The following is a 21,267-nucleotide window of genomic DNA, read 5'->3' as shown; positions in this document are numbered from 1 at the left end:
TTTTAGTCTTGCTTTAAAATTAAAAGTCAAAGTTATCTGGATCTGGACCTACGCGATGATTTTGATTTAATGCGTTAATTTTTTCAACTTCTTCTGCATTTAATTCAAAATCAAATACGTCTGCATTTTGGATAATACGATGTTCTTTTGTTGACTTAGGAATAGTTACTACTTCGTTTTGCAAGTCCCAACGTAAGATAACTTGAGCAGTTGATTTTCCGTGCTTTTCAGCAATTTGAGTTAACACTTCGTTATCAAGCAGCTCACCTTGTGCAAGCGGTGACCATGCTTCCACTTGGATTCCTTGTTTTTTGCAGTATTCACGCACTTCTGTTTGTGTTAAAAGTGGATGAAATTCGATTTGGTTTACCATCGGCTTGACTTCTGCATCTGCAATCAAGTCTTCTAAATGATGTACTTGGAAATTCGATACGCCGATTGCACGAATTTTCCCGTCTTTATAAAGCTTTTCAAGTGCTTTCCACGTATCATTATACTTACCTTCAACTGGCCAGTGAATTAAGTATAAATCTAAATATTCAAGACCTAGCTTGTTTAAGCTTGTTTCAAACGCTTGAATAGTTGTGTCATATCCTTGATCTGCATTCCACACTTTTGATGTAACAAACAGTTCTTCGCGAGAAACACCTGATTCTTTGATCGCTTGTCCCACGCCTTCTTCATTTTCATAAATTTTAGCCGTATCAATGCTTTTATATCCAGCTTTGATTGCATATTTAACTGAATCTACAACTTCTTGACCATCTTCTACTTTATAAACACCTAAACCTAACCAGGGCATTTTAACGCCGTTTGCTAAGGTCGTAGTTGACTGTAAGTTTTCCATGTTGCTGTTCATCCCCTTTTTTACTATTGAATTATTCGTAAAGAGTAATTGCTTGTGAAATTTGTTCTGCGCACTGTTTAACAAGTGCAGCATGTTCTTCGTCTTTCTCTTGTGAAATACGAAAGGATGGACCTGATAAAGCAATAGCCGCCATTATTTTTCCTTTTCTGAAAATAGGAGCTGCAATACAGCGAACGCCCGGCTCCCGTTCTTCATCATCGACAGCATATCCTCTTTCCTTACTTAAAGCCAAATCAGCTTCAAGCTCGTCCAGCTCGGTGATCGTTCGATCTGTATAAGCTTCAAGCGAAAGTTCATGAAGGATAGATTTTTGTACGCTGTCCTCTTGATAAGCAAGAATACACTTTCCAATAGCATTTGCATGAAGTGGCTTTTTATTTCCTACTTCGGAATGCGTACGAGTGCTATATTGCCCGTTGACCACCTGAGTTGTAACCATTTGTTTATGATGGAGAATTCCCGCGTAAATGGTCTCTTTGGTCTCTTCACTCAGCTTCTGCATAGCAGGAACAGAGAGCCAATTCATTTCATAGTTCGTATGCATCGTATTTTGCACGAGTGCCAGCACCAGTTGTGGTGAAACCGTATAGCGGTTAGACGGGTTTCTTACAATAAATCCGTTTTGTTCAAGCGTGCTCACAAGACGATACATCGTACTCTTATTAAAACCGAGCGCTTCCATCATTTCTGGAATAGTCATATTCGGACGGTTTAAAAGCAAAGAGAAGATATCTAATCCTTTTTTTAAAGTTCCAACCTCGGACATGCCCTTCTTCCTCCTTTTATCCGAACCACAATTTTATTATAAAGCAAAGCTCTTTATCGTATCAAATAAGGAAACTTAACTAAGGTTTTTCCCTATAAGAGAGAATATATGACGTAATTGTTCTTCTTAATCTATTCCACTGTTTTTTCTATTTAAACATAAAAAAAGCCTTAACAATAGAATTTTTTTACAGTTTTTTAAATTAGTTTTGCTTTTCACTCGTTAACTTCTTCAAATCGCTTCAGCTGCTCCAGCTGATTTTCCTTTTTCATAATTTCTTTCTGACGCTCACCTAGTAAATCGAAATGAGGATAGCCGGATCGATTATCAATATACTTAGCGGGAATACCATACTTTTTTCCCCACTTAATCAGCTTATTTAAGTCACTGCAACCTACTTTTGTTACAGTAGTTGCATGTGGAAAACGCTCATCAAGCCAATAATGAGTTAAAAATGCGATCTCTCCTCGCTTAACAGCTGCTTTCCATGCGTTTAGTTCCGGGCGTTTAATTCCAAATGCCATTATTTCACCTTTTCTCTTTTATATAAGTAGTCACATGATTTGTTTGCTATAAAGAAAAAATATCATTCATATAGAAATCTTTCATAATATCTTGTCTATTTATAACCATCTCTAAATAATAGCGTACTTTCTCAACCTGTTTCCTATCTAAGCATTATTGTGGGCATATGATTTTATCATTATCTTCTTTTCTTTTTCAAAAGATCAAACAAAAAAATAATGTCTAAATAATAAAGAAAAGCCTTATATGTAAAAGAAACTAAGGATTAATTTCAATATTTCTTTTTCGAATGATTCTTCCTTTGTATTGAATGTTGTTCTTTTTTTATTATGGCAGTATGCATTTAGTGTGAACCTTCAGTATATTAAAAAACTTATACAGTTACCATTCTCACAAAAAAGACAGAATTTACTTTTTATTCCGAAAATAATATAATTCAAGTGATATGAAGCTTTTCGCTTCATCTATTTATTATCAAAGGGGGAATTCCGCTTGGCGATGAATGAAAATTCTTTAAAGAAGGTAAACAATGCTTCTTCCTCTCCTGATTACACAGAAATTGCACAGTCTGCTTCATTTCAAAAGCTTTTGAAACAAAAACGCAATTTTATTTTACCGCTCTCTCTGTTTTTTCTTGCTTTTTATTTTACCTTGCCTATTTTAACGGCTTACACAACCGTCTTAAACAAACCAGCTTTTGCTTCTATGACCTGGGCGTGGGTATTTGCTTTTGCACAGTTTGTGATGACCTGGACCCTATGCATTTTATACACAAAAAGAGCCTCGAAATTTGATGAACTTGTTGACACGATTAAAAAAGAAGCTGCAAATTAAATAGGGGGTTAAATGAATGAACGTACTAGCTTTTTCACTTTTTTTAGCCATTGTAGGTCTTACGCTAATCATTACGTATGCGGCATCCAAGCGGACAAAAACGACCAGTGACTTTTATACAGCAGATGGAAGTTTGACCGGCTGGCAAAACGGTATGGCGATTGCCGGAGATTATATGTCTGCTGCATCATTTTTAGGTATAGCTGGAATGGTAGCGCTTTCTGGATTTGACGGTTTTTTTTACAGCATCGGCTTTTTAGTTGCCTACCTGGTTGTGTTATACATTGTAGCTGAACCACTTCGCAACTTAGGAAAGTACACAATGGCAGATATGATAGCAGCTCGTTTTAACGAAAAGAAAGTGCGAGGAGTTGCTGCGTTAAACACGATCACCATTTCCATTTTTTATATGATTGCGCAGCTTGTTGGAGCAGGAGCATTAATTCATTTATTACTCGGTCTAGATTACGTGTACTCTGTCTTGATTGTCGGCGTCTTGATGACGGTTTACGTTGTATTTGGAGGAATGACAGCGACTAGCTGGGTGCAGATTGTCAAAGCCTTGCTTCTGATGATTGGTACGTTCATTATTTCCATTATCGTATTTTCAAAATTTGATTTTAGCTTAGCTAAAATGTTTTCCGAGATGAAAACTGCAACTCCTCTTGGTGACGGCTTTTTAAATCCAGGAAATAAATTCAAAAATCCGCTGGACATGATTTCGTTGAATTTAGCTCTTGTTCTTGGTACAGCAGGCCTGCCTCATATCCTTATTCGTTTCTTCACAGTAAAAGATGCCATCACCGCAAGAAAGTCTGTTATTTATGCAACGTGGATCATTGGCGTTTTTTACATTATGACAATCTTTTTAGGATTCGGTGCTGCTGCTTTTGTAGGATATGATGATATTATCAAAGCAAATGCAGCAGGAAATATGGCGGCTCCTCTGCTCGCTCAAGTTCTTGGCGGAGACTTTCTTTTTGCGTTCGTTTCAGCTGTAGCGTTTGCTACAATTTTAGCTGTTGTAGCTGGACTGGTGCTCTCAGCAGCTTCAGCATTCGCGCACGACTTCTATAGTCATATTCTGCGTAAAGGAGCTGCTACTGAAAAAGAACAGGTAGTGGCTGCACGATGGGCTTCTATTGGGGTATCCATTTTATCTATTATTCTTGCATTATTTGCTCAAAACATGAACGTGGCATTTTTAGTGGCACTTGCGTTTGCGGTAGCAGCGAGCGCTAACTTGCCAATTATTCTTCTCACTATTTTTTGGAAACGTTTTAATACAGCAGGAGCAGTCACTGGCATGCTGGTTGGACTATTCAGCTCCCTGTTTTTAGTTGCCATTAGTCCAAACGTGTGGGCACCTGAGCCGGGAGCTGCTATCTTTGTAGGTGAACCGCTCATTACGCTAACAAACCCTGGTATTATCTCTATTCCTCTAGGCTTCTTAGCTGCTTTTATAGGAACACTTCTTTCGTCTAAAAAAGCAGACGAAAAGAAATTTGATGAGATTTTAGTAAAAGCAAATACAGGTATGGGAATCGAAGAGCCCGTCAAACATTAATGCCAAAAAGCCTTGAAGCACTTTGCTTCAAGGCTTTTTACTAGAATAAATCTTCTTGTAAACCAATAGCGGAAATTTGTTCATTTCTAAACTTTACAGCTAACATATGCTCTTCTTCCCACGTACATTCAAAAAACAAACCAAGTTCTCTTGTATCATCAGGTGCTTCAGGAACAAAGATTTGAATACACTCAACTAAAAACCCGATGTCTTTTCGCTTTTTTACATTCGGAACTAATAAGTCTACCACGTCTTTTTCAACTTGAGTTCTGTATTCATCTCGCACCTGTTGATAATAATCAAAAAGAGCTTTTTCCGTCCTCTTTAACAATAATTCACCTTGAAGCCAAAATGCTTGAAAAGCCTCTTCTTGCCGTTTTTGAAATGGCTTCTCTTTATCTCCATCAATTGTCAGCAACACCTGTTGTTTTTGTCCAAAGAAAGTGACCTGTTTTTCTCCAACCCAGGCCGAGTCATATAACAAAGATCCAAAAAGCGGATGATGTACTCGTAATGTTTGATTCATTGCATACCTGACCCTCTCAAAAAGTGGATTTCTGCTTGCATTGGCGTATAATAAATGGTGCTTGAAACAAACTTCTAAACTTATTCTATGTTACCATATTTTTTACAGAAAGGAGTGCCACAATGTGTGAATACAATTAAATCTTTGTACCCTTACTTAAAACCTTACAAATGGCTCGCGCTGTTTGCCCCGCTATTGATGGTAATTGAAGTGTTAGCTGACCTTCTTCAGCCTACTATTATGCAGCATATCATTGATTATGGCATTGCAAACAACGATCAAACATATGTTATCACTCGAAGCATCCTTATGCTTGTGTTAGCAGTCATTGGCTTAGCTGCCGGTATCGTCTGCGCCATCCTTAGCACAAAAGCGGCAGTAAATTTTTCTACCGATATTCGGAAATCGCTTTTTGAAAAAATTGAAAACCTCTCAAACAGCAACAGAGACAAACTAGGGACTGGTCACTTAATTACCGTCATGACAAATGATGTAACGAGTATTCAAAACGCATTGAATATGACGCTAAAAGTATTAGTTAGAGGTCCTTTACTTTTTGCAGGAAGTATTGTGATCGTGTTATTAACCGCTCGTTCTTTGTTTCCTATTATCGTCGTGGTCGTCCCTATTTTATTTTTATGCATTTGGTTTGTGATCACGAAAGCTGGAAAACTTTTTAAAAAAGTTCAGCAAAGCGTTGATCGTGTAAATACAAAAGTCCAAGAAAATTTATCAGGGATGCGTGTAGTAAAAGCGTATGTAAGAGAATCGTATGAAATCAATCAGTTTAAAGAAGCAAACAGTTCCTTGACGCGAGCTAATATGAGTGCTGTTCAGCTTATTTCGCTTTTAATGCCCGTTATTTTATTTGTAGTAAATATCGGAATGGTAGCTACTCTATGGCTGGGAGGACTTCAAGTCGAAGCAGGAAAAATTGAAGCAGGTGTGATTTTAGCTTTTATTAATTACTTAACGATTATTTTAAACGGACTTATGTCAAGCAGCATGGTGCTGATGCAAATTACACGCGCATTCCCTTCAGCTGAACGAATCGATTCTGTTTTAAAAACAAAAATAGACATCCCTCCAGCAAACTCTGCTGCTCAAATCAACAGACTTAAAGGTGATCTATCGTTTCAAAACGTTACATACAGCTATAGTAAAAATGGCGAAAACGTATTAAAAGATATTTCGTTCACTGCTAGACACGGAGAAACCATTGGCATTATCGGCTCTACTGGAAGCGGGAAGTCGACGCTTGCAAAACTTATTTCCCGCTTATATGATCCTGATGACGGCGAAATCTTCGTAGATGGAAAAAACCTTACGGACTATGACGTAAAAGTGCTTCGCTCATCCATTGGGTTTATTCCTCAAAAAGCTACGCTGTTTACCGGCACGATTGATATGAATATTCGAATGGGAAAAGATCAGGCTTCTTCCTCAGAAATTGAAGATGCTGCGGATTTTGCATGCGCAACGGAGTTTATTGAAAAACTTCCAGAAAGATATGAGTATCCTTTAACGCGAGGAGCAACCAATTTATCAGGAGGGCAAAAGCAACGTCTTTCAATCGCGCGTGCATTTGTTAGAAAGCCCGCTATCCTGGTCATCGATGATGCAACTTCGGCATTAGACGCTGTCTCAGAAGCGCAGGTACTAAAACATTTAAAAGAAGAGTTTGCAGATGCGACCGTTATCATTATTGCTTCTAAAATTTCGTCTCTTCTCCACGCTGATCATATTATCGTCATGGATGAAGGCAAAATTGCTGAACAAGGGACTCATGAAGAATTGCTTCGTTATCGCTCTCTTTATTACGACATTTACCTTGCACAAGGCGGAAAAGAGGCGTTGCCTAGTGAATAACCAAGGTAAAAATCAAATGAGCTCTATTCGTGGCCCTAGAGGAATGATGAAAGGCCCTGTAGTTAAGCCAAAAAATGCGAAAAAAACACTGTACAGAATCTGGTCATATATGGGGAAACGAAAACCTCCGCTTGCGGCTGCGATAATCTTAGTTATTGTGACTTCCCTACTTAATTTATTAGGCCCTTATTTAATTGGGGTTATTATTGATGAGCATATTATTCCCAAAGATATCAGCGGAACGATACGAATGTCCCTTATTCTTGCAGGAATTTATATTACGACATCTTTGTTAACATGGCTGCAAACCTATTTAATGGTGAACGTTTCGTTTACGACTATTGGAATGCTTCGACAAGATTTATTTGCAAAGCTTCAGACTCTCTCCCTTCGCTTTTTTGACAAACGAGCTCACGGAGAGTTAATGAGCAGAGTCACAAATGATATTGATAATCTAAACAGCGCTCTAAGTCAAAGCGTTATTCAGGCTCTGTCCTCTATTTTGTCTTTAGTCGGCATTACCATTGCGATGTTCTCGCTCAACTGGATTCTTGCCATTATCACGCTGATTGTTATTCCCTTGATGGTTATAATCGTTCGACAAATATTAAAACGAAGCAGTGAAAATTTTGTCAAACGCCAAAAAGACTTAGGCGAGCTAAACGGCTTTGTAGAAGAAGCAATCTCTGGAGGAGAAGTTGTTACGCTTTTTAGTAAGGAAAAAGACTTTTTAACTGTTTTTAATGAACGAAATGAACAGCTGAGAAGTTCAGCAACAAAAGCGGAAACATTTTCAGGCTTTTTAGGTCCTGTCACAAACTTTATTAACAACTTAGGCTTAGCACTAGTGATCGGAGCGGGAGCATTTATGGCTGTTCAAGGTAGCGTTACAGTTGGGATGATTGCTTCATTTGTTAACTACTCACGTCAGTTCTCTCGCCCAATCAGTCAAATGGCAAACTTAGTAAACACCATTCTTTCGGCTATTGCCGGCGCAGAGCGCGTGTTTGCGATTATGGATGAGCAGCCGGACGTCACAAACAAGCCAAACGCTCTTTCTGTTACAAAATTTGCAGGAGACGTTGCTTTTGAGAATGTATCATTTGGCTATAACGATGAAAAAATGATTTTAAAAAATGTTACACTGACAGCAAAAAAAGGTGAAATGGTTGCTTTGGTCGGTCCGACAGGTTCTGGTAAAACAACCATCATTAACTTGCTCACACGATTCTATGACATCTCAAACGGAGACATTAAAATTGACGGACGTTCCATCAGTGACTATAACATTCATGATTTACGAAACCGAATCGGCATTGTTCTTCAAGATACCTATTTATTTTCCGGTACGATTGCGGATAACATTCGATTTGGCCGGTTAGATGCCAGCGACGAAGAAGTGAAAAGCGCCGCAAAGATGGCCAATGCTCATTCGTTTATCAAACATTTGCCCCAGCAATACAATACCGTGATTTCAGCTGGCGGAGGAAATTTAAGTGAAGGTCAAAAGCAGCTTTTATCGATTGCTCGAGCCATGCTTTCTGACTGTGATATTTTAATTTTAGACGAAGCTACTTCCAACATTGATACAAAAACAGAAATTGATATTCAACGAGGAATGAGTAATCTATTAAAAGGAAAAACAAGCTTTGTCATTGCCCACCGCCTTAAAACGATTGAAAATGCAGATCAAATCCTTGTCTTAAAAGACGGACAAATTATTGAAGAAGGAAATCATCGCGAGCTGCTAGAGAAACAAGGGTTTTATTACAAGCTCTATACGCAGCAGTTTACGATTTAAAAGCGGCTAAAATAAAAAGTATGTTAGTTTAAGGAAGGTCCGAACGAGTACTCGTTCGGACCTTTTCATTGTGTTGGTAAACGTAGGGTTCATCCAGTTAGTTGCTTCTAGCTGTTGATTGGAGGGCAAGGCGAAGACTCCTGCGGGAACAGCGGAAGGGATGAGACCCCGCAGGAGCGCAAGCAACGAGGAGGCTCAGCGGCCGCCCGCGGAAAGCGAAGCCTTGCATGGAAATCAACAGCGGTATAATAAATGGTCGATACGAGCTCCTTTATTTCATTTGTTTGTCTTTAGATTGAATTGATGTAGTTATGTCTCAATCTCTTTTTCGTTCTATCATTTATCTATTACAGCTACAATTTTCCCTTTTACTCGACGAGTCGCCAGTTCATCTAATGCTGCTGGCACTTCTTCTAGTGAAATGACTTTTTCCACGAGTGCATTTAGCGTATTTTCTTGTAAAAGCAAAAGCATTCTATTTCCCATCTCAGCAAGTTTTTGCTGTTCTTTTACGTTATTAGACTGATGTACACTTCCTAATGCAACTTGATGAAACGATAGTGGGTGCGCAAACGAAATCGCCTCGTTTACATTAGGCGGTCCTGCGATGAATGCAATTTGACCATTAAAAGCAAGAGCCTTTACCGACTCGTCTGCATTGTCTCGTCCAACGGTATCCAAGACTAAATTTACACCGATTCCATCGGTAAGCTCCAGCACTTTTTTCACAAAGTCTTCTTTACGGTAGTCGATTACATAATCAGCACCTAAACTTTTTACAAACTCATGATTGGCAGAAGATGCGGTTGTGAGCACTGTAAGGCCTGCATTTTTGGCAAGCTGAATGGCAAACCCTCCAACCCCTCCAGCACCTGCGTGAATTAAAATCGTTTGCCCTTTTGAAGCGTTCATTTTATGAAACAATGCCTGATATGCTGTATATCCCGCACATGGAATAGCCGCAGCGTCTTCGAATGAAACCCCTTGCGGAATAAGAGAAACTGTGTGGGCTGTTGTCACTCCGTATTGTGCAAACCCGCCTTTTTTTGATAAATCGCTATGATATACAACGCGGTCTCCGACTTTGACAGTTGTGACTTCTTCTCCCACTTCCTCGACAACGCCCGCTGAATCAAGTCCTAATACGTGAGGATATGTCCAACTAGGATTACCGCCGTTTCCAGTTTTATAATCTACAGGGTTCAAAGCAGTAGCTTTAATTTTAACTAAAATTTCACCTTTAGCTGGATGCGGCTTTTGGATATTTCCGACTTTCATCTCACTTACTTTCCCTTTGCCTTCTAGCAGTAAAGCTTTCATCAAGATCTCCCCTTTTACATTTCTTCCTTCAATTAAAAGTTCTTTTTCAGTATAATAAATACATGTTGTTTACAAAAGACGGCACTTTCATGTAACCAGGTACCTTACCGGTAACCTAGGTCTATGGATATTAAATTATTATATCCATATTTCATATCTGTTTATGAATGGAGGATTAACGGTGAAAGCACCTCACTATAATGTACCTGTTGAAGCAACGCTTGAAGTAATCGGCGGGAAATGGAAAGTCGTTATTTTATGCCTATTAAAAGAAGGTGAAAAACGTTTTAGTGAACTTCAGCGAGCTATGCCTGCTATTACCAAAAAAATGCTGTCTCAACAGCTAAAAGAATTAGAAAAAGACGGTGTGGTCAATAGAAAAGTATACAATGAAGTTCCTCCTAAAGTAGAGTACTCACTCAGTGAAGAAGGCGAAACCTTACGAGAAATTTTAAATATGATGTGCGCATGGGGAGATAGAAGAATGGGAAACACCCCAAATTGCAGCTAAGTTCTCCTAGCGGCTCTGTTAAAACAAACGAATAGCTATTGCCAGAAGCTATTCGTTTTTGTTTTATCTATTCTCCTACTCTTTCTTGCGATTCGCCCCTGTGTAAGAACATCTGACAACACTATAGAATTCTTTCTCATTTTCAGCTATGATGATGTCGAACGATGCAGCCAGAATTGTCGAAATAAAACTCAAGAATGATAGGTGATCCAATGATGCAATTAGGTTTAGATTTATCCCAAAAACAACTATTAAAATTGGCCATGACACCTGAATTACGTCAGTCTATCAACATTTTAAATTATTCTACGGCCGATTTAGTTCATTATCTTCATCAACAAGTCAATGAAAATCCTGTAATTAAACTGTCTGCTGGCGACTCTCAGCAAAAAGATTCATTTGATACTCGAGAACAGCGTTCATATTCAAAAGGTTATACCGATGACGAGTATAATCCGTTTAATTATATATCTGATCAAACTGTGACATTAGAGAGTCATTTATTAGAGCAACTGTCTATGCTAAATCATTTACACACACACCAAAAACACATCGTTCAATTTCTAATTGGAAACTTAAATAAAAACGGCTTTTTAGCAATTGAGCCAAAATTGGCAGCCGAACTGCTGAATGTTTCAATTAACGAAGTCAACGATATGATTCACGTTTTACAAAGCTTTGATCCGATTGGCGTGGGCGCTCAAAATTTTGTCGATTCACTGCTTATTCAAATTAAGGCCAAAAAGTCAAAGCCTCCTCTTTTATACGACGTGGTAAAACACGATATTGAAGATATTGCCAACAAAAAATATCGGAACATTTCAAAAAAATACTCTATTTCGATGCGTGAAGTACAAGAAATTGTTGACTGCTTGCGGACATTAAATCCTCGTCCAGCAGGAGATTTCCATGTCCCGCTTACGAAGTACATCTCGCCTGATGTAACGGTCCAAAAAGTTGACGGTCGCTATCATCTTATTCTTCATAGCGAGCTGCTTCCGCCCATCGAAATTAACGGCACCTACCAAAAGCTGGTTCATCGCTCTGCATGCGTAACAACCGATCGATACGTACAGGAAAAAATTCATGAAGCTACTTGGCTAATCAATAGTATTGAGCAGCGTAATGCGACGATTTACAACGTGTCCAAAGCCATTGTGGAACATCAGCAAGATTTTTTTGAAATGGGTATTTCGGGGCTAAAGCCGCTTACCTTAAAAGATATTGCTCAAAAAATAGACTGTCACGAATCAACGGTAAGTCGTGCGACTAACGGAAAGTATATTCAAACGCCACGCGGGCTGTTTGAGTTAAAATACTTTTTCATCAATTCTTTAGAGCGAACTGATGGCGAACAAAGCAATTCTACTGCCTTTATAAAAGAAAAAATCAAAACATTAATTGCCGAAGAAAATAAATTAAAACCTCTTTCAGATCAAAAACTCATGTCTCTTCTTTCCAGCGAAGGAATTCAAATTTCAAGAAGAACAGTAGCTAAATACCGTGAAGAAGCAGGAATTGAAAGTTCTTCTAAGCGGCGACGATTTTAATATTGCTTATTCTAAATTACAGCTTTATCCCTACTAAAAAGAACCCGTTGATTTTACTCAACGGGTTCTTTTTATCGGTTTCCAATAAATAAAAGCCATATGATATTGATACGTATATTCATATGTGCCATTTATTTTCTTTGCATACTGTAAAATAATCTTCTCAGTTTCTAACTTGTCAATATCTTTAGAAAGCACCTTTGTCGAGTTCTTCTTGATGAGATCTTCGTACGTCTCATAGGTTACCGTTTTGGTTATAGGAACCAGCTTACAATCTGCGTAAATACCCAGTTCATATAAAATATTTAGTAAGTCAATATATTCCTTACGGCGCCATTTAATCTCGTACCCAAGCTTTCTATGTAACTCTACGTAGTGAGGCTTTTCTGGACCCGTTGACATGCCTATAACCGCCAAACGATTAGCCGAATCATTCATATTTAAGAGACCATCGACAATATTATGCATACGGTAAAAACAGTTTATTCCTACTACGGCATCGTAGTTATCTGTTAGACGCTCATACTCCCATTTACCTTCTATGAACTTTAGATTAGAGCGGGCATCTGATTGCCTTTGTAAGTAGCGAATAATGCTTGGCGAACAATCCATACACGTAAGTTCTTTTACATAATCAGCAATCGAAAACGTATAATTTCCCCAGCCAGGGCCAATTTCCATAACAGAGTCATTTGGATTCAAAAAAGCAAGAAGTTCTTGTTGAAGCTGTTTTACTACAGGGTCATTTACTGAATTAAAAGACATTTTCTCTAAATACTGCTGCCAAAATTCATCTTCAGCTCGGTCGTTTATCATCCGTTCCGATATTGAACCGTCCCATTCTTTCAGTCCTTCTTGCCACTTTTTTACACGATCACTTTCATATACCGAAAATTTTGTAAGCTGCATGCCTTCACGTTCCCCTCTTTTATACGTAAACCTATACTATCATAAAGAAAAAGAGAGTTCCTTTTTAAACTGGAACTCTCTTTTTCTATTAGTTAAATTATGCTGCTGCCTCTTCCTCTGTGTGATGCTTCTCTTTTCTGGCATTGATATAAAACATTATCAATGAAAGAGTGATGAAGATTGCTGCAAAGATTCCAAGTACGCCAGCCTGATGCCATACATAGCCGAAATCATCACCAATTGAAATGATTTCACGGAAACCGCGAATTGCATAGGTCATAGGCAAGTACGGATTAATTGCCTGGAAGAATTCCGGCACAAGTGCTTTAGGGAATGTACCTGCACTGCCGCCAATTTGAAGCAACAGAATAATGAAGGCTAAATACTGCCCTACTTTTCCTAACCCTGTTGTTAAGAACAAGATAAGTGTAAAGAACGTCACACCTGTAATCATGGTAAAGATATAGAAGTGCCAAATGCTTGTTACGTTTAAATGCAAGCCCCATAGAAGAGCTGTAACAGCAATCGCTGCCTGCAGCATACCTACAATAGTGATGACACTAAACTTACTTAGGAACCACGAAATGCCTGATGTCGGTCGAATTGATGGCTCTTTCATTGGATATACCGCTGAAAACATTAACGTTCCCGCAAACAAGCCAATACATAAGATGTATGGAGCTAATCCGACACCGTACTTATCTACGTTGTTTTGTTTATCTGATTTTAAATCCGTCGGATTTGAAAACATGCTATATGTTTTATCATCCGCTTTAACATCTTTTGCATCTTTTGCACCATCTGCTAAAGATGAATGAAGCTCGCTTGTTCCATCTGATAATTTAGATGAACCATCATATAGTTTAGACGAACCATTTGTTAACTCTTTAGAACCATTTGCTAATTTGGTTGCCCCGTTTTCTAGCTGTGTTAAACCATTTGCTAGCGCTGCGCTTCCTTGTTCAGACTTCTTAAGTCCATCCACAATTTGCTGCTGCCCGTCAGCAAGCTTTCCAGCTCCTGTATGAGCGTCAGCAATACCGCTGTTTAGTTCCGCAAATTTGCTGTTGAACTGCTTTTCTCCGTCTGCTAGTTTAACAGCACCGTTGTATAATTGAGTTTGAGCATTATATAATTTTGTCTGGCCATTGTACAGCTGACTTTGTCCATCAGCAATTTTATTAATAGCGCTTTGAATATCTTCTCCACCTTTAGAGAGCTTTTGAAGAGCCGCAGATAACTCTTGCACTTTATCTACTTTTGCTTTTAACTGCTCTGCTTTTTGCTGCTGTTCATCCATAAACTGCTGAGACGTGAGCTTTTTAATTCCTGCAATCAGCGTTTGTTTTTGCTCATCAGGAATGGACTCGTTGCTGTTAATGCTGTCAATGAGGGCTTGCTGCTGCTGTTCAAACTCTGCTTTTTTTGAATCAACCTGCTGTTTAATCTGCGTAATTTCCTGTTCCGCTTGATTAATTTGCTGCGTAACGCTGCTCACTTCAGCGTCCACTTGATTTAAGCCGCTTGTAAACTGCGGTAGTTTTCCTTGAAGTGTCTTTGTTCCTTCATTGAGTTGCTGTGTTGCACCTTGCAGTTTAGCAGTTCCGTCTTGTAGTTGTCCTAATCCATTGCTAAGCTTTCCTGCACCTGTTTCAAGTTCTTTAGAAGCCGCATAAAGCTGTCCGCTCCCACTTTCTAACTTTCCTAAACCGCTGTTTAGGCTACCTAAGTTTTCATTAATTGTGTCCGCACCGTTTAGTAGCTTAGCTGCACCAGCATTTAAATCTGTTGCTCCTTTTCGTGCATCCGTTAACCCATTTGCTAATTTAGCTGTACCGTCTTCGAATGTAACCGTGCTGTCTGCTAATTTTTTCATGTTATCTCGCAGCGTTTTCGAGCCATTTTCTAGCTCTCCTGCACCGTCACTTGCTTTTTGAAGACCGTCCGCTACTTGTTTAAAGCTGTCAAATACCGTTTCAGCATACTGCTTTGTGACTGCTTCTTTAATTTGATCATTGATTTTAGCCACTGCATTTGAGCTAATTTGAGCGCCTGAATAGTTCTTTCCGGCATTTGTATGGTAGATAAATTTCATTTTTTTAGGATCTTTATCCATTAATGTTGTTGCATTTTTGGAGAAATTTTTTGGAATTTCTAAAACTAAATAGTAGTCCTCATTTTTTAAGCCTTCTAACGCTTTTTCTTTGTTCGTAAATTTCCAGTCAAATTTATCGTTTTTCTTTAAATCATCAACAAAATCACGACCGACATTCAATTTCTTTCCATCTAATGTAGCACCTTTATCTTCATTTACCACTGCAACTGGAATTTGATCTGTTTTTCCATATGGATCCCAGTAAGCAGATAAAAAGATGACATTATAAAGTAATGGAACAAATAACAATCCGCAAATCACAACAATAGTCATTGGTTTGGAAAAGATTTTTTTCCATTCTCCTTTAATCATATTCATGTTTTTTAGCCTCCAATAATCCTTACTTCCGTCTGACCGTTTGACCGTTTGACCGAAAAACATTTTCGGTCATTAAGTTCTGATTAATGTTACCATATTCACAAGAATAAGGTCAATCGTTATTCTGTAATTAAAAGCTGATTTTAGCAGAAAGTTTAAAATCAGCTTTTTAAGATAACGTTCACACTAAATATCAAGCTTAAATCATGAGCTTCATTCGCATCGTTCTTAATAAATGCCCGTCAAATTCATCATCAAATTCATCCACAAGCTGGAAACCTTTTGATTGATAGAATGCACGGCCTATTCCGTTTTCCCTTTCTACGTTAATGTAAACGATTTTTAATTCCTTCGAGCGCTTCATTCCTTTTTCTAACAATTGCGAACCGATTCCTTTCCCTTGATAAGCAGGAAGTATATAGATAGATCCTAGTTCTATTTCCCCTCTGTTTTTCAGTCGGAAAAAGTTAGCGTACCCTACGATTTTCTCATCAATAGTTGCTACATAAATGAACGAATTGCGCAAGCGCCACAGCAGCCTTTTATTGGAGTATGCTTCTGAAAGAAACCGATTCTGAACGCTTCTAGGAATAATTCCTTCATATGTATCATACCAGCTCATCTTTGCGACGTATTGAACAGACGTAATATCTTCTTTTCTCATTTTGCGAATGATTACCTCCACTCACATCCCTCCTGACAATTTGCTGCTAAAATCGTACATAATTTCACCTGAAAAATATAGTTATAAATATATATTTTTAATTGTAACGCTCTAGAAGCATTGATTGATTTTAGAACCTTATGTATAATCGAGATAGATACAAATTGAAAATGATTATCATTAACAGGAGTGCTGAATGATGAATTTAACTACCGTGAGTATTGGCGACAAAGTAAAAGTTAAAAACATTGAATTTTTAGATAGATCATTAGAACGCCGCCTTCTTTCTTTTGGAGTAAAAAAAGGCTGCGAACTATGCATGAAGCAAAAAACCATCTTAGGGGGACCTTGTATTATTGAATGTCAAGGTCAAATGATTAGCATCCGAAAACGCGATGCGGCTAAAATTGAGGTTGAGACAGCATGAGTACAATTGCACTTTTAGGAAATCCAAACACAGGAAAAACTTCTTTATTCAATATATTAACAGATTCCTATGAATACGTAGGAAACTGGAGCGGTGTAACCGTGGAAAAGAAAGTTGGGTCTATTAAAAAGCAAAACAGCCAGCTGGTTGATTTGCCGGGTGTGTATGATTTTACTCCTCTTTCTTCAGATGAAGCAGTGGTAACTAACTTTTTGTTAACCGGAGAATTTAACAGTATGCTGAATATTGTAGACGCTTCTCAGTTTGAAAGAAGCATGCATCTCACTATTCAAGCCTTGGAATATGGAAAGCCATTAGTAATCGGCTTAAATATGATTGATGTAGCGGAAAAACGCGGATTGACTTTCCATTTGGAAAAGCTTAGCAAATCATTACATATTCCAGTTTCTGCAATTATTGCCCGCAATGGAAAAGGAATTAATGAGCTTCTCTCCACTTTGAAGCAAGATTTAAAAGCCCCGTTATTTCAATTAAATTACGGGGAAACCGCTGAACAAGCAATTCATATGATTCAAACAAAAGCGGATGTCAGCAGATGGATTGCCATTCAATTTTTAGCGGAAAATAGCGTAATCGAATCAACGTTAAAAGAAAAAACGAGTTACTCAGAGCTGCTTGAGCTTCGAAAAGCGGCTGTACAAAAATTAACCAAGCCGCTTAGCGAGCATTTCTTCGACGTGCGTACAGCATTTATCGAGCGCATTTCCAGCGAGTGTATCATAAAGGGCAGCGAAACACCTCTAACCTTCACAGATCGAATCGATCGAATTGTGACGCATAAGTGGCTTGGTCTCCCTATTTTTCTTGGCTTAATGTATTTGATTTTTAATATTACGTTTACTTGGATTGGCGTTCCTCTTTCTGATAAACTGGACGGTTTTTTTGGCGGAACGCTTAGTAAAGGCGCTGATTCTCTTCTAAATGCAGCTGGTGCTGCTCCATTTATTCATGATTTAATTGTGGACGGCATCATCGCAGGCGTAGGCGGCGTATTAGTATTTGTACCACAAATCTTTGTCCTGTTCTTTTTCATTTCACTGCTTGAAGATTCAGGATACATGGCTCGAATTGCTGTAGTAATGGATCGTATCATGGAATTTTTCGGTTTGAACGGAAAAGCATTTATTCCGATGATTATTAGCTTTGGATGTAACGTACCGGGGATCATGGCCGCACGTACAATTGAACAGCGAAAAGAGCGTCTTATGACCATTTTAGTAAATCCATTTATGAGCTGCTCAGCACGCCTTCCTGTATACGCTTTGTTTGTAGGTGCGTTTTTTGTGCAAAACGGAGCAGCTGTGGTGTTTTCTATGTACTTGCTTGGCATTATTTTAGCACTTGTTGTAACGAAAATTTTATCAGTAACGCTTCTTAAAGACGAACAATCAACTTTTATTGTTGAACTTCCTCCTTACCGCGTACCTCAAGCTAAGACTCTTTGGAGAAGCACGTGGGAAAAAGGCCGAAATTTCGTCCGAAAAGCAGGTACGGTTATTTTAGCTGGCTCTGTATTTATCTGGCTATCATCTTACGCTGGCCCTGGCGGTTTTGGAGTAGATATGGAAAATAGCTTTATGGCTATTATTGGAGGTGCTATCGCTCCGCTATTTATCCCTTTAGGTTTTGCGACATGGCAAGCTGTAGCATCACTGATTACAGGCTTCCTAGCAAAAGAAGTGGTTGTTTCGACTATGAGCATCATTTATAAAGTACAAGAAGGACAGCTTGGCGACACAATGAAGACATTCTTTACACCGCTAACAGCCTATACGTTTATGGTGTTTGTTCTTCTTTATGTTCCGTGTCTAGCAACCGTCGCTGTTATTCGACGAGAAACCGGCTCATTGAAATGGACAGCATTTGCTGTGGCCTACCCTTTGGTTGTCGCTTATCTCGTAGCTTTGCTTGTACACACTATTGGAAAAGTACTTGGTTTTTCTTAAAAGGAGTGAATAACATTGATTATTAACATTTTAATTGGGGTTTTAATATTTGGATATGCCCTTTATCATATGACAAAATTCTTCCGCAAGAGTACTCAGGGAAAATGTGCAAGCTGCGCACAGCAATCTTCTTGTGCAACGGATGATTGCGGCATTGACTGGGATAAAACGATTCAAGAGGCTCAAAATCAATCTTCTTAATACATTAAAAAAGCATCCTAATAGATGGGATGCTTTTTTAATGTTACGCAACTAGTTTTAAAATGAGATGAGAAAGGACTTCCTTTTCCTCTTCACTGCTGACTTTCCATAATTCATGAAGGACTTTTTCTTCTCGGTTTCGAGGCTCCTCATTTTTGGCTAAATAGCTAGCCACTTTTTTTGTAGCAGCTGCTAATTGTTCCTCATTTAACCCGAGTTTTTTACCGACATGGACTTTTTGAGTTAAATAATCAGTAAACGTATCAAAATTCTGCAAAATTGCTTCTTTTTTCTCCGTCCCTAAATTATCTACCGTATCTTCAATTTTATTCATGTCTTTTGTAGTTCCTTCATTCATTTGACTCACAGTTAACATCTCCCTTTTAGTGAATAGACTGGTATGTTCTTTCACGCTCAGCTTCTGGTTTTTCGTCTGGCGTCATCTTTTCCTTACTTATTTCAGAAGTTGCATCTTTCACTTTTTCACCAATTTGCTGTAAATCACTTTTAGCATCTTCTACCGTCGATTTTGCATCATGCGTAACGCTTTTCACATCTTCTGCTTGCTTAAAGAAATCTTCGTTTACACGCTCGTACAAATGTTTAGCATCATTAATTGCGTCTTTTAGCAAATTTGATGCGTTTTTCATTTGCTGCACCATTTTTTCTTTTGTTTCTTGAGGGTTCTCTTTTACTTGATTAATCATGTTTGCAGAAGAGTCCTTTAATGTAACGGCTCTTCTTTTAACAGATGAGCGAGTTTTATTATCAAGTAATGTTATACATCCACCCACAACTGCCCCGACAACAACACCTTTTACTAGCTTGCTGCTGCAGCTTTTTCCAGCGCTAACAGCAGTAGGGCTATTAGCTGTCTGTGGATTGTTATTGATTCCTACATCGTTATTAATGCCTGCGCTGTTGCTTAAAGCAGGGTTTTGTAATTCAGATCGGTTTCTTTCCATTTTTACTGCCTCCTTTAGCATTGTTATTGAGTGATTTCCCACCTTTCTTTATCTTTAAACAATTGAACACAAAAAACATGACTAAAGGCCACCTTTTAGCTCCCACTAGTCAAGAATAACTATGTAATAAAAAAGCTCCCCTTTTTTAACAGAAAAGCGCAAGCCGGATTTTTGTAAAAGGATTGTCAGCACCGGTATAATAAGAAGTACTTTAAAAGAAATCTTATACTATTGGTCATAGGGGTGAAGCAATTGAGCCAGCTTAATAAAGAATTTAACTGTGAAAAAGAATTAACGCTTGCTATTATCGGCGGAAAATGGAAGATGCTGATACTATGGCACTTAGGACGTGAAGGAACAAAACGGTTCGGGGAACTAAAATCGCTTATTCCTGATATTACGCCGCGCATGCTGGTTAATCAGCTGCGGGAACTGGAAGAAGATCTAATTGTTAACCGTAAAGTTTATCCTGTCGTACCACCTAAAGTCGAATACTCACTTACAAAAGAAGGAGAAAGTTTAATGCCCATTTTGACAGCCATGTACGATTGGGGTAAAAATTACCGTGATACAGTGCTGATCAATCAAGAACAAAAGGCAGAAACGTTGATTAAATAATGGAAACTAATCCTTCTATTCCATAATTTTTATTTTTTTATGCGGATGATATTAATCAATATCATCCGCATTTTCAATGAAAATTAAGCGGTTACAAGACTGATATGTCCATTAGTATACTTCTGTATACTATCATTCCCCACACTATTTGTGGGAAAAGTGCGTACTTTTAAGAACCTCAAACTGCGGGTACAATAACTACACCAGCTGCTTTTTATGTAAAAAAGCACAAAAGGTATCTATAGATTTCTATAAGGAGTGGAGTAGAATGGAATTACAATTAGCATTAGATCTTGTTAATATTTCTCAAGCAAAAGAGGTAGTAAAAGAAGTTGAAGAACATATTGATATCGTGGAAATCGGTACGCCCGTTGTAATCAATGAAGGGCTTCGCGCCGTTAAAGAAATTAAAGAAGCATTTCCTAATTTAAAAGTATTAGCTGACCTAAAAATTATGGATGCAGCTGGCTATGAAGTACAGCAAGCTTCTCAAGCCGGAGCAGACATCATTACCATCTTAGGTGTGGCTGAAGATATGTCAATTAAAGGTGCAGTTGAAGAAGCGAAAAAACAAGGTAAAAAAATTCTAGTCGATATGATTGGGGTAAAAGATATTAAAGGACGCGCAAAAGAGCTAGACGAATTTGGCGTTGACTATATCTGTGTACACACAGGATACGACCTTCAAGCAGTTGGCCAAAACTCTTTTGAAGATTTAGTAACAATCAAAAGCGTTGTAAAAAATGCAAAAACAGCTGTTGCTGGCGGCATTAAATTAGAGTCTTTACCTGAAGTAGTAAAAGCACAGCCTGATCTTGTTATCGTTGGCGGAGGCATCACGAGCCAAGACGATAAAAAATCAGTTGCTTCTCAAATGAAAGAGCTTATTACAAATTAAGGAGCTTT

Annotated in this window: 22 protein-coding genes; 12 read left to right on the top strand and 10 right to left on the bottom strand. The window is 38.4% G+C overall.

The window, feature by feature from the left end; genetic code table 11:
• Positions 1 to 19: 19 nt before the first annotated feature.
• From OK414_RS04490 to OK414_RS04480, 3 genes are all read right to left on the bottom strand, one after another.
• Positions 20 to 847, bottom strand: a complete 828-nt coding sequence (locus OK414_RS04490; RefSeq protein ID WP_034654075.1) for an aldo/keto reductase — start codon at positions 845 to 847, stop codon at positions 20 to 22.
• Between the two features lie 31 nt (positions 848 to 878).
• A complete protein-coding gene (locus tag OK414_RS04485) occupies positions 879 to 1,634 on the bottom strand; it encodes an IclR family transcriptional regulator (RefSeq protein ID WP_013081930.1) in 756 nt (251 codons plus the stop codon).
• 215 nt (positions 1,635 to 1,849) lie between these two features.
• Positions 1,850 to 2,158 (bottom strand): hypothetical protein, encoded by a 309-nt coding sequence (locus OK414_RS04480; RefSeq protein ID WP_013055618.1) that lies wholly within the window; start codon positions 2,156 to 2,158, stop codon positions 1,850 to 1,852.
• Between the two features lie 499 nt (positions 2,159 to 2,657).
• On the opposite strand from OK414_RS04480, the gene OK414_RS04475 reads away from it, so the two are divergent.
• On the top strand, positions 2,658 to 2,993 hold the full coding sequence (locus OK414_RS04475) for a DUF485 domain-containing protein (RefSeq protein WP_034655296.1): 336 nt from the start codon (positions 2,658 to 2,660) through the stop codon (positions 2,991 to 2,993).
• A 16-nt stretch (positions 2,994 to 3,009) separates the two neighbouring features.
• A complete protein-coding gene (locus tag OK414_RS04470; RefSeq protein WP_013081928.1) occupies positions 3,010 to 4,560 on the top strand; it encodes a cation acetate symporter in 1,551 nt (516 codons plus the stop codon).
• A 40-nt stretch (positions 4,561 to 4,600) separates the two neighbouring features.
• On the opposite strand, the gene OK414_RS04465 is transcribed toward OK414_RS04470, so the two are convergent.
• Positions 4,601 to 5,086 (bottom strand): DUF6985 domain-containing protein, encoded by a 486-nt coding sequence (locus OK414_RS04465; RefSeq protein WP_205662349.1) that lies wholly within the window; start codon positions 5,084 to 5,086, stop codon positions 4,601 to 4,603.
• A 126-nt stretch (positions 5,087 to 5,212) separates the two neighbouring features.
• Between OK414_RS04465 and OK414_RS04460 the strand changes: the two genes are divergently transcribed.
• The 3 genes from OK414_RS04460 to OK414_RS04450 all read left to right on the top strand — a co-directional run bounded on the left by OK414_RS04460 (position 5,213) and on the right by OK414_RS04450 (position 9,005).
• Positions 5,213 to 6,955, top strand: coding sequence for an ABC transporter ATP-binding protein (locus OK414_RS04460; RefSeq protein ID WP_257062817.1), 1,743 nt, complete (start codon positions 5,213 to 5,215; stop codon positions 6,953 to 6,955).
• Positions 6,956 to 6,971: 16 nt separating this feature from the next.
• Entirely contained in the window at positions 6,972 to 8,756 is a 1,785-nt protein-coding gene (locus OK414_RS04455) for an ABC transporter ATP-binding protein (protein ID WP_205663019.1), read from the top strand.
• 114 nt (positions 8,757 to 8,870) lie between these two features.
• Positions 8,871 to 9,005, top strand: coding sequence for a hypothetical protein (locus tag OK414_RS04450; protein WP_256656504.1), 135 nt, complete (start codon positions 8,871 to 8,873; stop codon positions 9,003 to 9,005).
• Positions 9,006 to 9,092: 87 nt separating this feature from the next.
• Here OK414_RS04450 and OK414_RS04445 read toward each other — a convergent pair whose 3' ends face one another.
• Positions 9,093 to 10,076: a zinc-binding dehydrogenase gene (locus tag OK414_RS04445; RefSeq protein ID WP_034654079.1), complete on the bottom strand. Its 984-nt coding sequence runs from the start codon at positions 10,074 to 10,076 to the stop codon at positions 9,093 to 9,095.
• A gap of 163 nt (positions 10,077 to 10,239) precedes the next feature.
• On the opposite strand from OK414_RS04445, the gene OK414_RS04440 reads away from it, so the two are divergent.
• Positions 10,240 to 10,587: a winged helix-turn-helix transcriptional regulator gene (locus OK414_RS04440; protein ID WP_034668472.1), complete on the top strand. Its 348-nt coding sequence runs from the start codon at positions 10,240 to 10,242 to the stop codon at positions 10,585 to 10,587.
• A gap of 212 nt (positions 10,588 to 10,799) precedes the next feature.
• Complete coding sequence (rpoN, locus tag OK414_RS04435; protein WP_263045686.1) at positions 10,800 to 12,137, top strand: RNA polymerase factor sigma-54; 1,338 nt, start codon at positions 10,800 to 10,802, stop codon at positions 12,135 to 12,137.
• 57 nt (positions 12,138 to 12,194) lie between these two features.
• Here rpoN and OK414_RS04430 read toward each other — a convergent pair whose 3' ends face one another.
• The 3 genes from OK414_RS04430 to OK414_RS04420 form a co-directional block, all read right to left on the bottom strand.
• Entirely contained in the window at positions 12,195 to 13,046 is an 852-nt protein-coding gene (locus OK414_RS04430; RefSeq protein WP_047932343.1) for a class I SAM-dependent methyltransferase, read from the bottom strand.
• 97 nt (positions 13,047 to 13,143) lie between these two features.
• On the bottom strand, positions 13,144 to 15,519 hold the full coding sequence (locus tag OK414_RS04425; protein WP_053486874.1) for a YhgE/Pip domain-containing protein: 2,376 nt from the start codon (positions 15,517 to 15,519) through the stop codon (positions 13,144 to 13,146).
• A gap of 199 nt (positions 15,520 to 15,718) precedes the next feature.
• Positions 15,719 to 16,204 carry a GNAT family N-acetyltransferase gene (locus OK414_RS04420; protein ID WP_016763188.1) on the bottom strand — a complete coding sequence of 162 codons (486 nt, stop codon included), beginning with the start codon at positions 16,202 to 16,204 and terminating at the stop codon, positions 15,719 to 15,721.
• A gap of 175 nt (positions 16,205 to 16,379) precedes the next feature.
• Here OK414_RS04420 and OK414_RS04415 point away from each other — a divergent pair, with 175 nt between their 5' ends.
• From OK414_RS04415 to OK414_RS04405, 3 genes are read left to right on the top strand one after another with little or no spacing between them, the layout of a single operon-like run.
• Complete coding sequence (locus tag OK414_RS04415) at positions 16,380 to 16,610, top strand: FeoA family protein (protein WP_013055605.1); 231 nt, start codon at positions 16,380 to 16,382, stop codon at positions 16,608 to 16,610.
• Entirely contained in the window at positions 16,607 to 18,577 is a 1,971-nt protein-coding gene (gene feoB, locus OK414_RS04410; protein WP_034654089.1) for a ferrous iron transport protein B, read from the top strand. The genes OK414_RS04415 and feoB overlap by 4 nt, the downstream gene beginning before the upstream one ends.
• A 15-nt stretch (positions 18,578 to 18,592) precedes the next feature.
• A complete protein-coding gene (locus OK414_RS04405; RefSeq protein ID WP_013081918.1) occupies positions 18,593 to 18,778 on the top strand; it encodes a FeoB-associated Cys-rich membrane protein in 186 nt (61 codons plus the stop codon).
• A 43-nt stretch (positions 18,779 to 18,821) separates the two neighbouring features.
• Here OK414_RS04405 and OK414_RS04400 read toward each other — a convergent pair whose 3' ends face one another.
• Positions 18,822 to 19,145 (bottom strand): DUF3243 domain-containing protein, encoded by a 324-nt coding sequence (locus OK414_RS04400; protein WP_080743193.1) that lies wholly within the window; start codon positions 19,143 to 19,145, stop codon positions 18,822 to 18,824.
• Between the two features lie 16 nt (positions 19,146 to 19,161).
• The gene (locus tag OK414_RS04395) at positions 19,162 to 19,743 is read right to left on the bottom strand and encodes a hypothetical protein (protein ID WP_016763184.1); all 582 of its coding nucleotides are present in this window, start codon (positions 19,741 to 19,743) and stop codon (positions 19,162 to 19,164) included.
• A 252-nt stretch (positions 19,744 to 19,995) separates the two neighbouring features.
• Between OK414_RS04395 and OK414_RS04390 the strand changes: the two genes are divergently transcribed.
• Both OK414_RS04390 and hxlA read left to right on the top strand, forming a co-directional pair.
• Positions 19,996 to 20,361 (top strand): winged helix-turn-helix transcriptional regulator, encoded by a 366-nt coding sequence (locus OK414_RS04390; protein ID WP_013055600.1) that lies wholly within the window; start codon positions 19,996 to 19,998, stop codon positions 20,359 to 20,361.
• 268 nt (positions 20,362 to 20,629) lie between these two features.
• Positions 20,630 to 21,259 (top strand): 3-hexulose-6-phosphate synthase, encoded by a 630-nt coding sequence (gene hxlA / locus OK414_RS04385; protein WP_013055599.1) that lies wholly within the window; start codon positions 20,630 to 20,632, stop codon positions 21,257 to 21,259.
• Positions 21,260 to 21,267: the final 8 nt, after the last annotated feature.

Origin of the sequence: Priestia sp. JV24 (assembly GCF_025910025.1) — a bacterium.
GTDB lineage: Bacteria > Bacillota > Bacilli > Bacillales > Bacillaceae_H > Priestia > Priestia megaterium.
The sequence above is the reverse complement of the archived record's forward strand: the minus strand, read 5'-3'. Positions and strand labels throughout refer to the sequence as shown.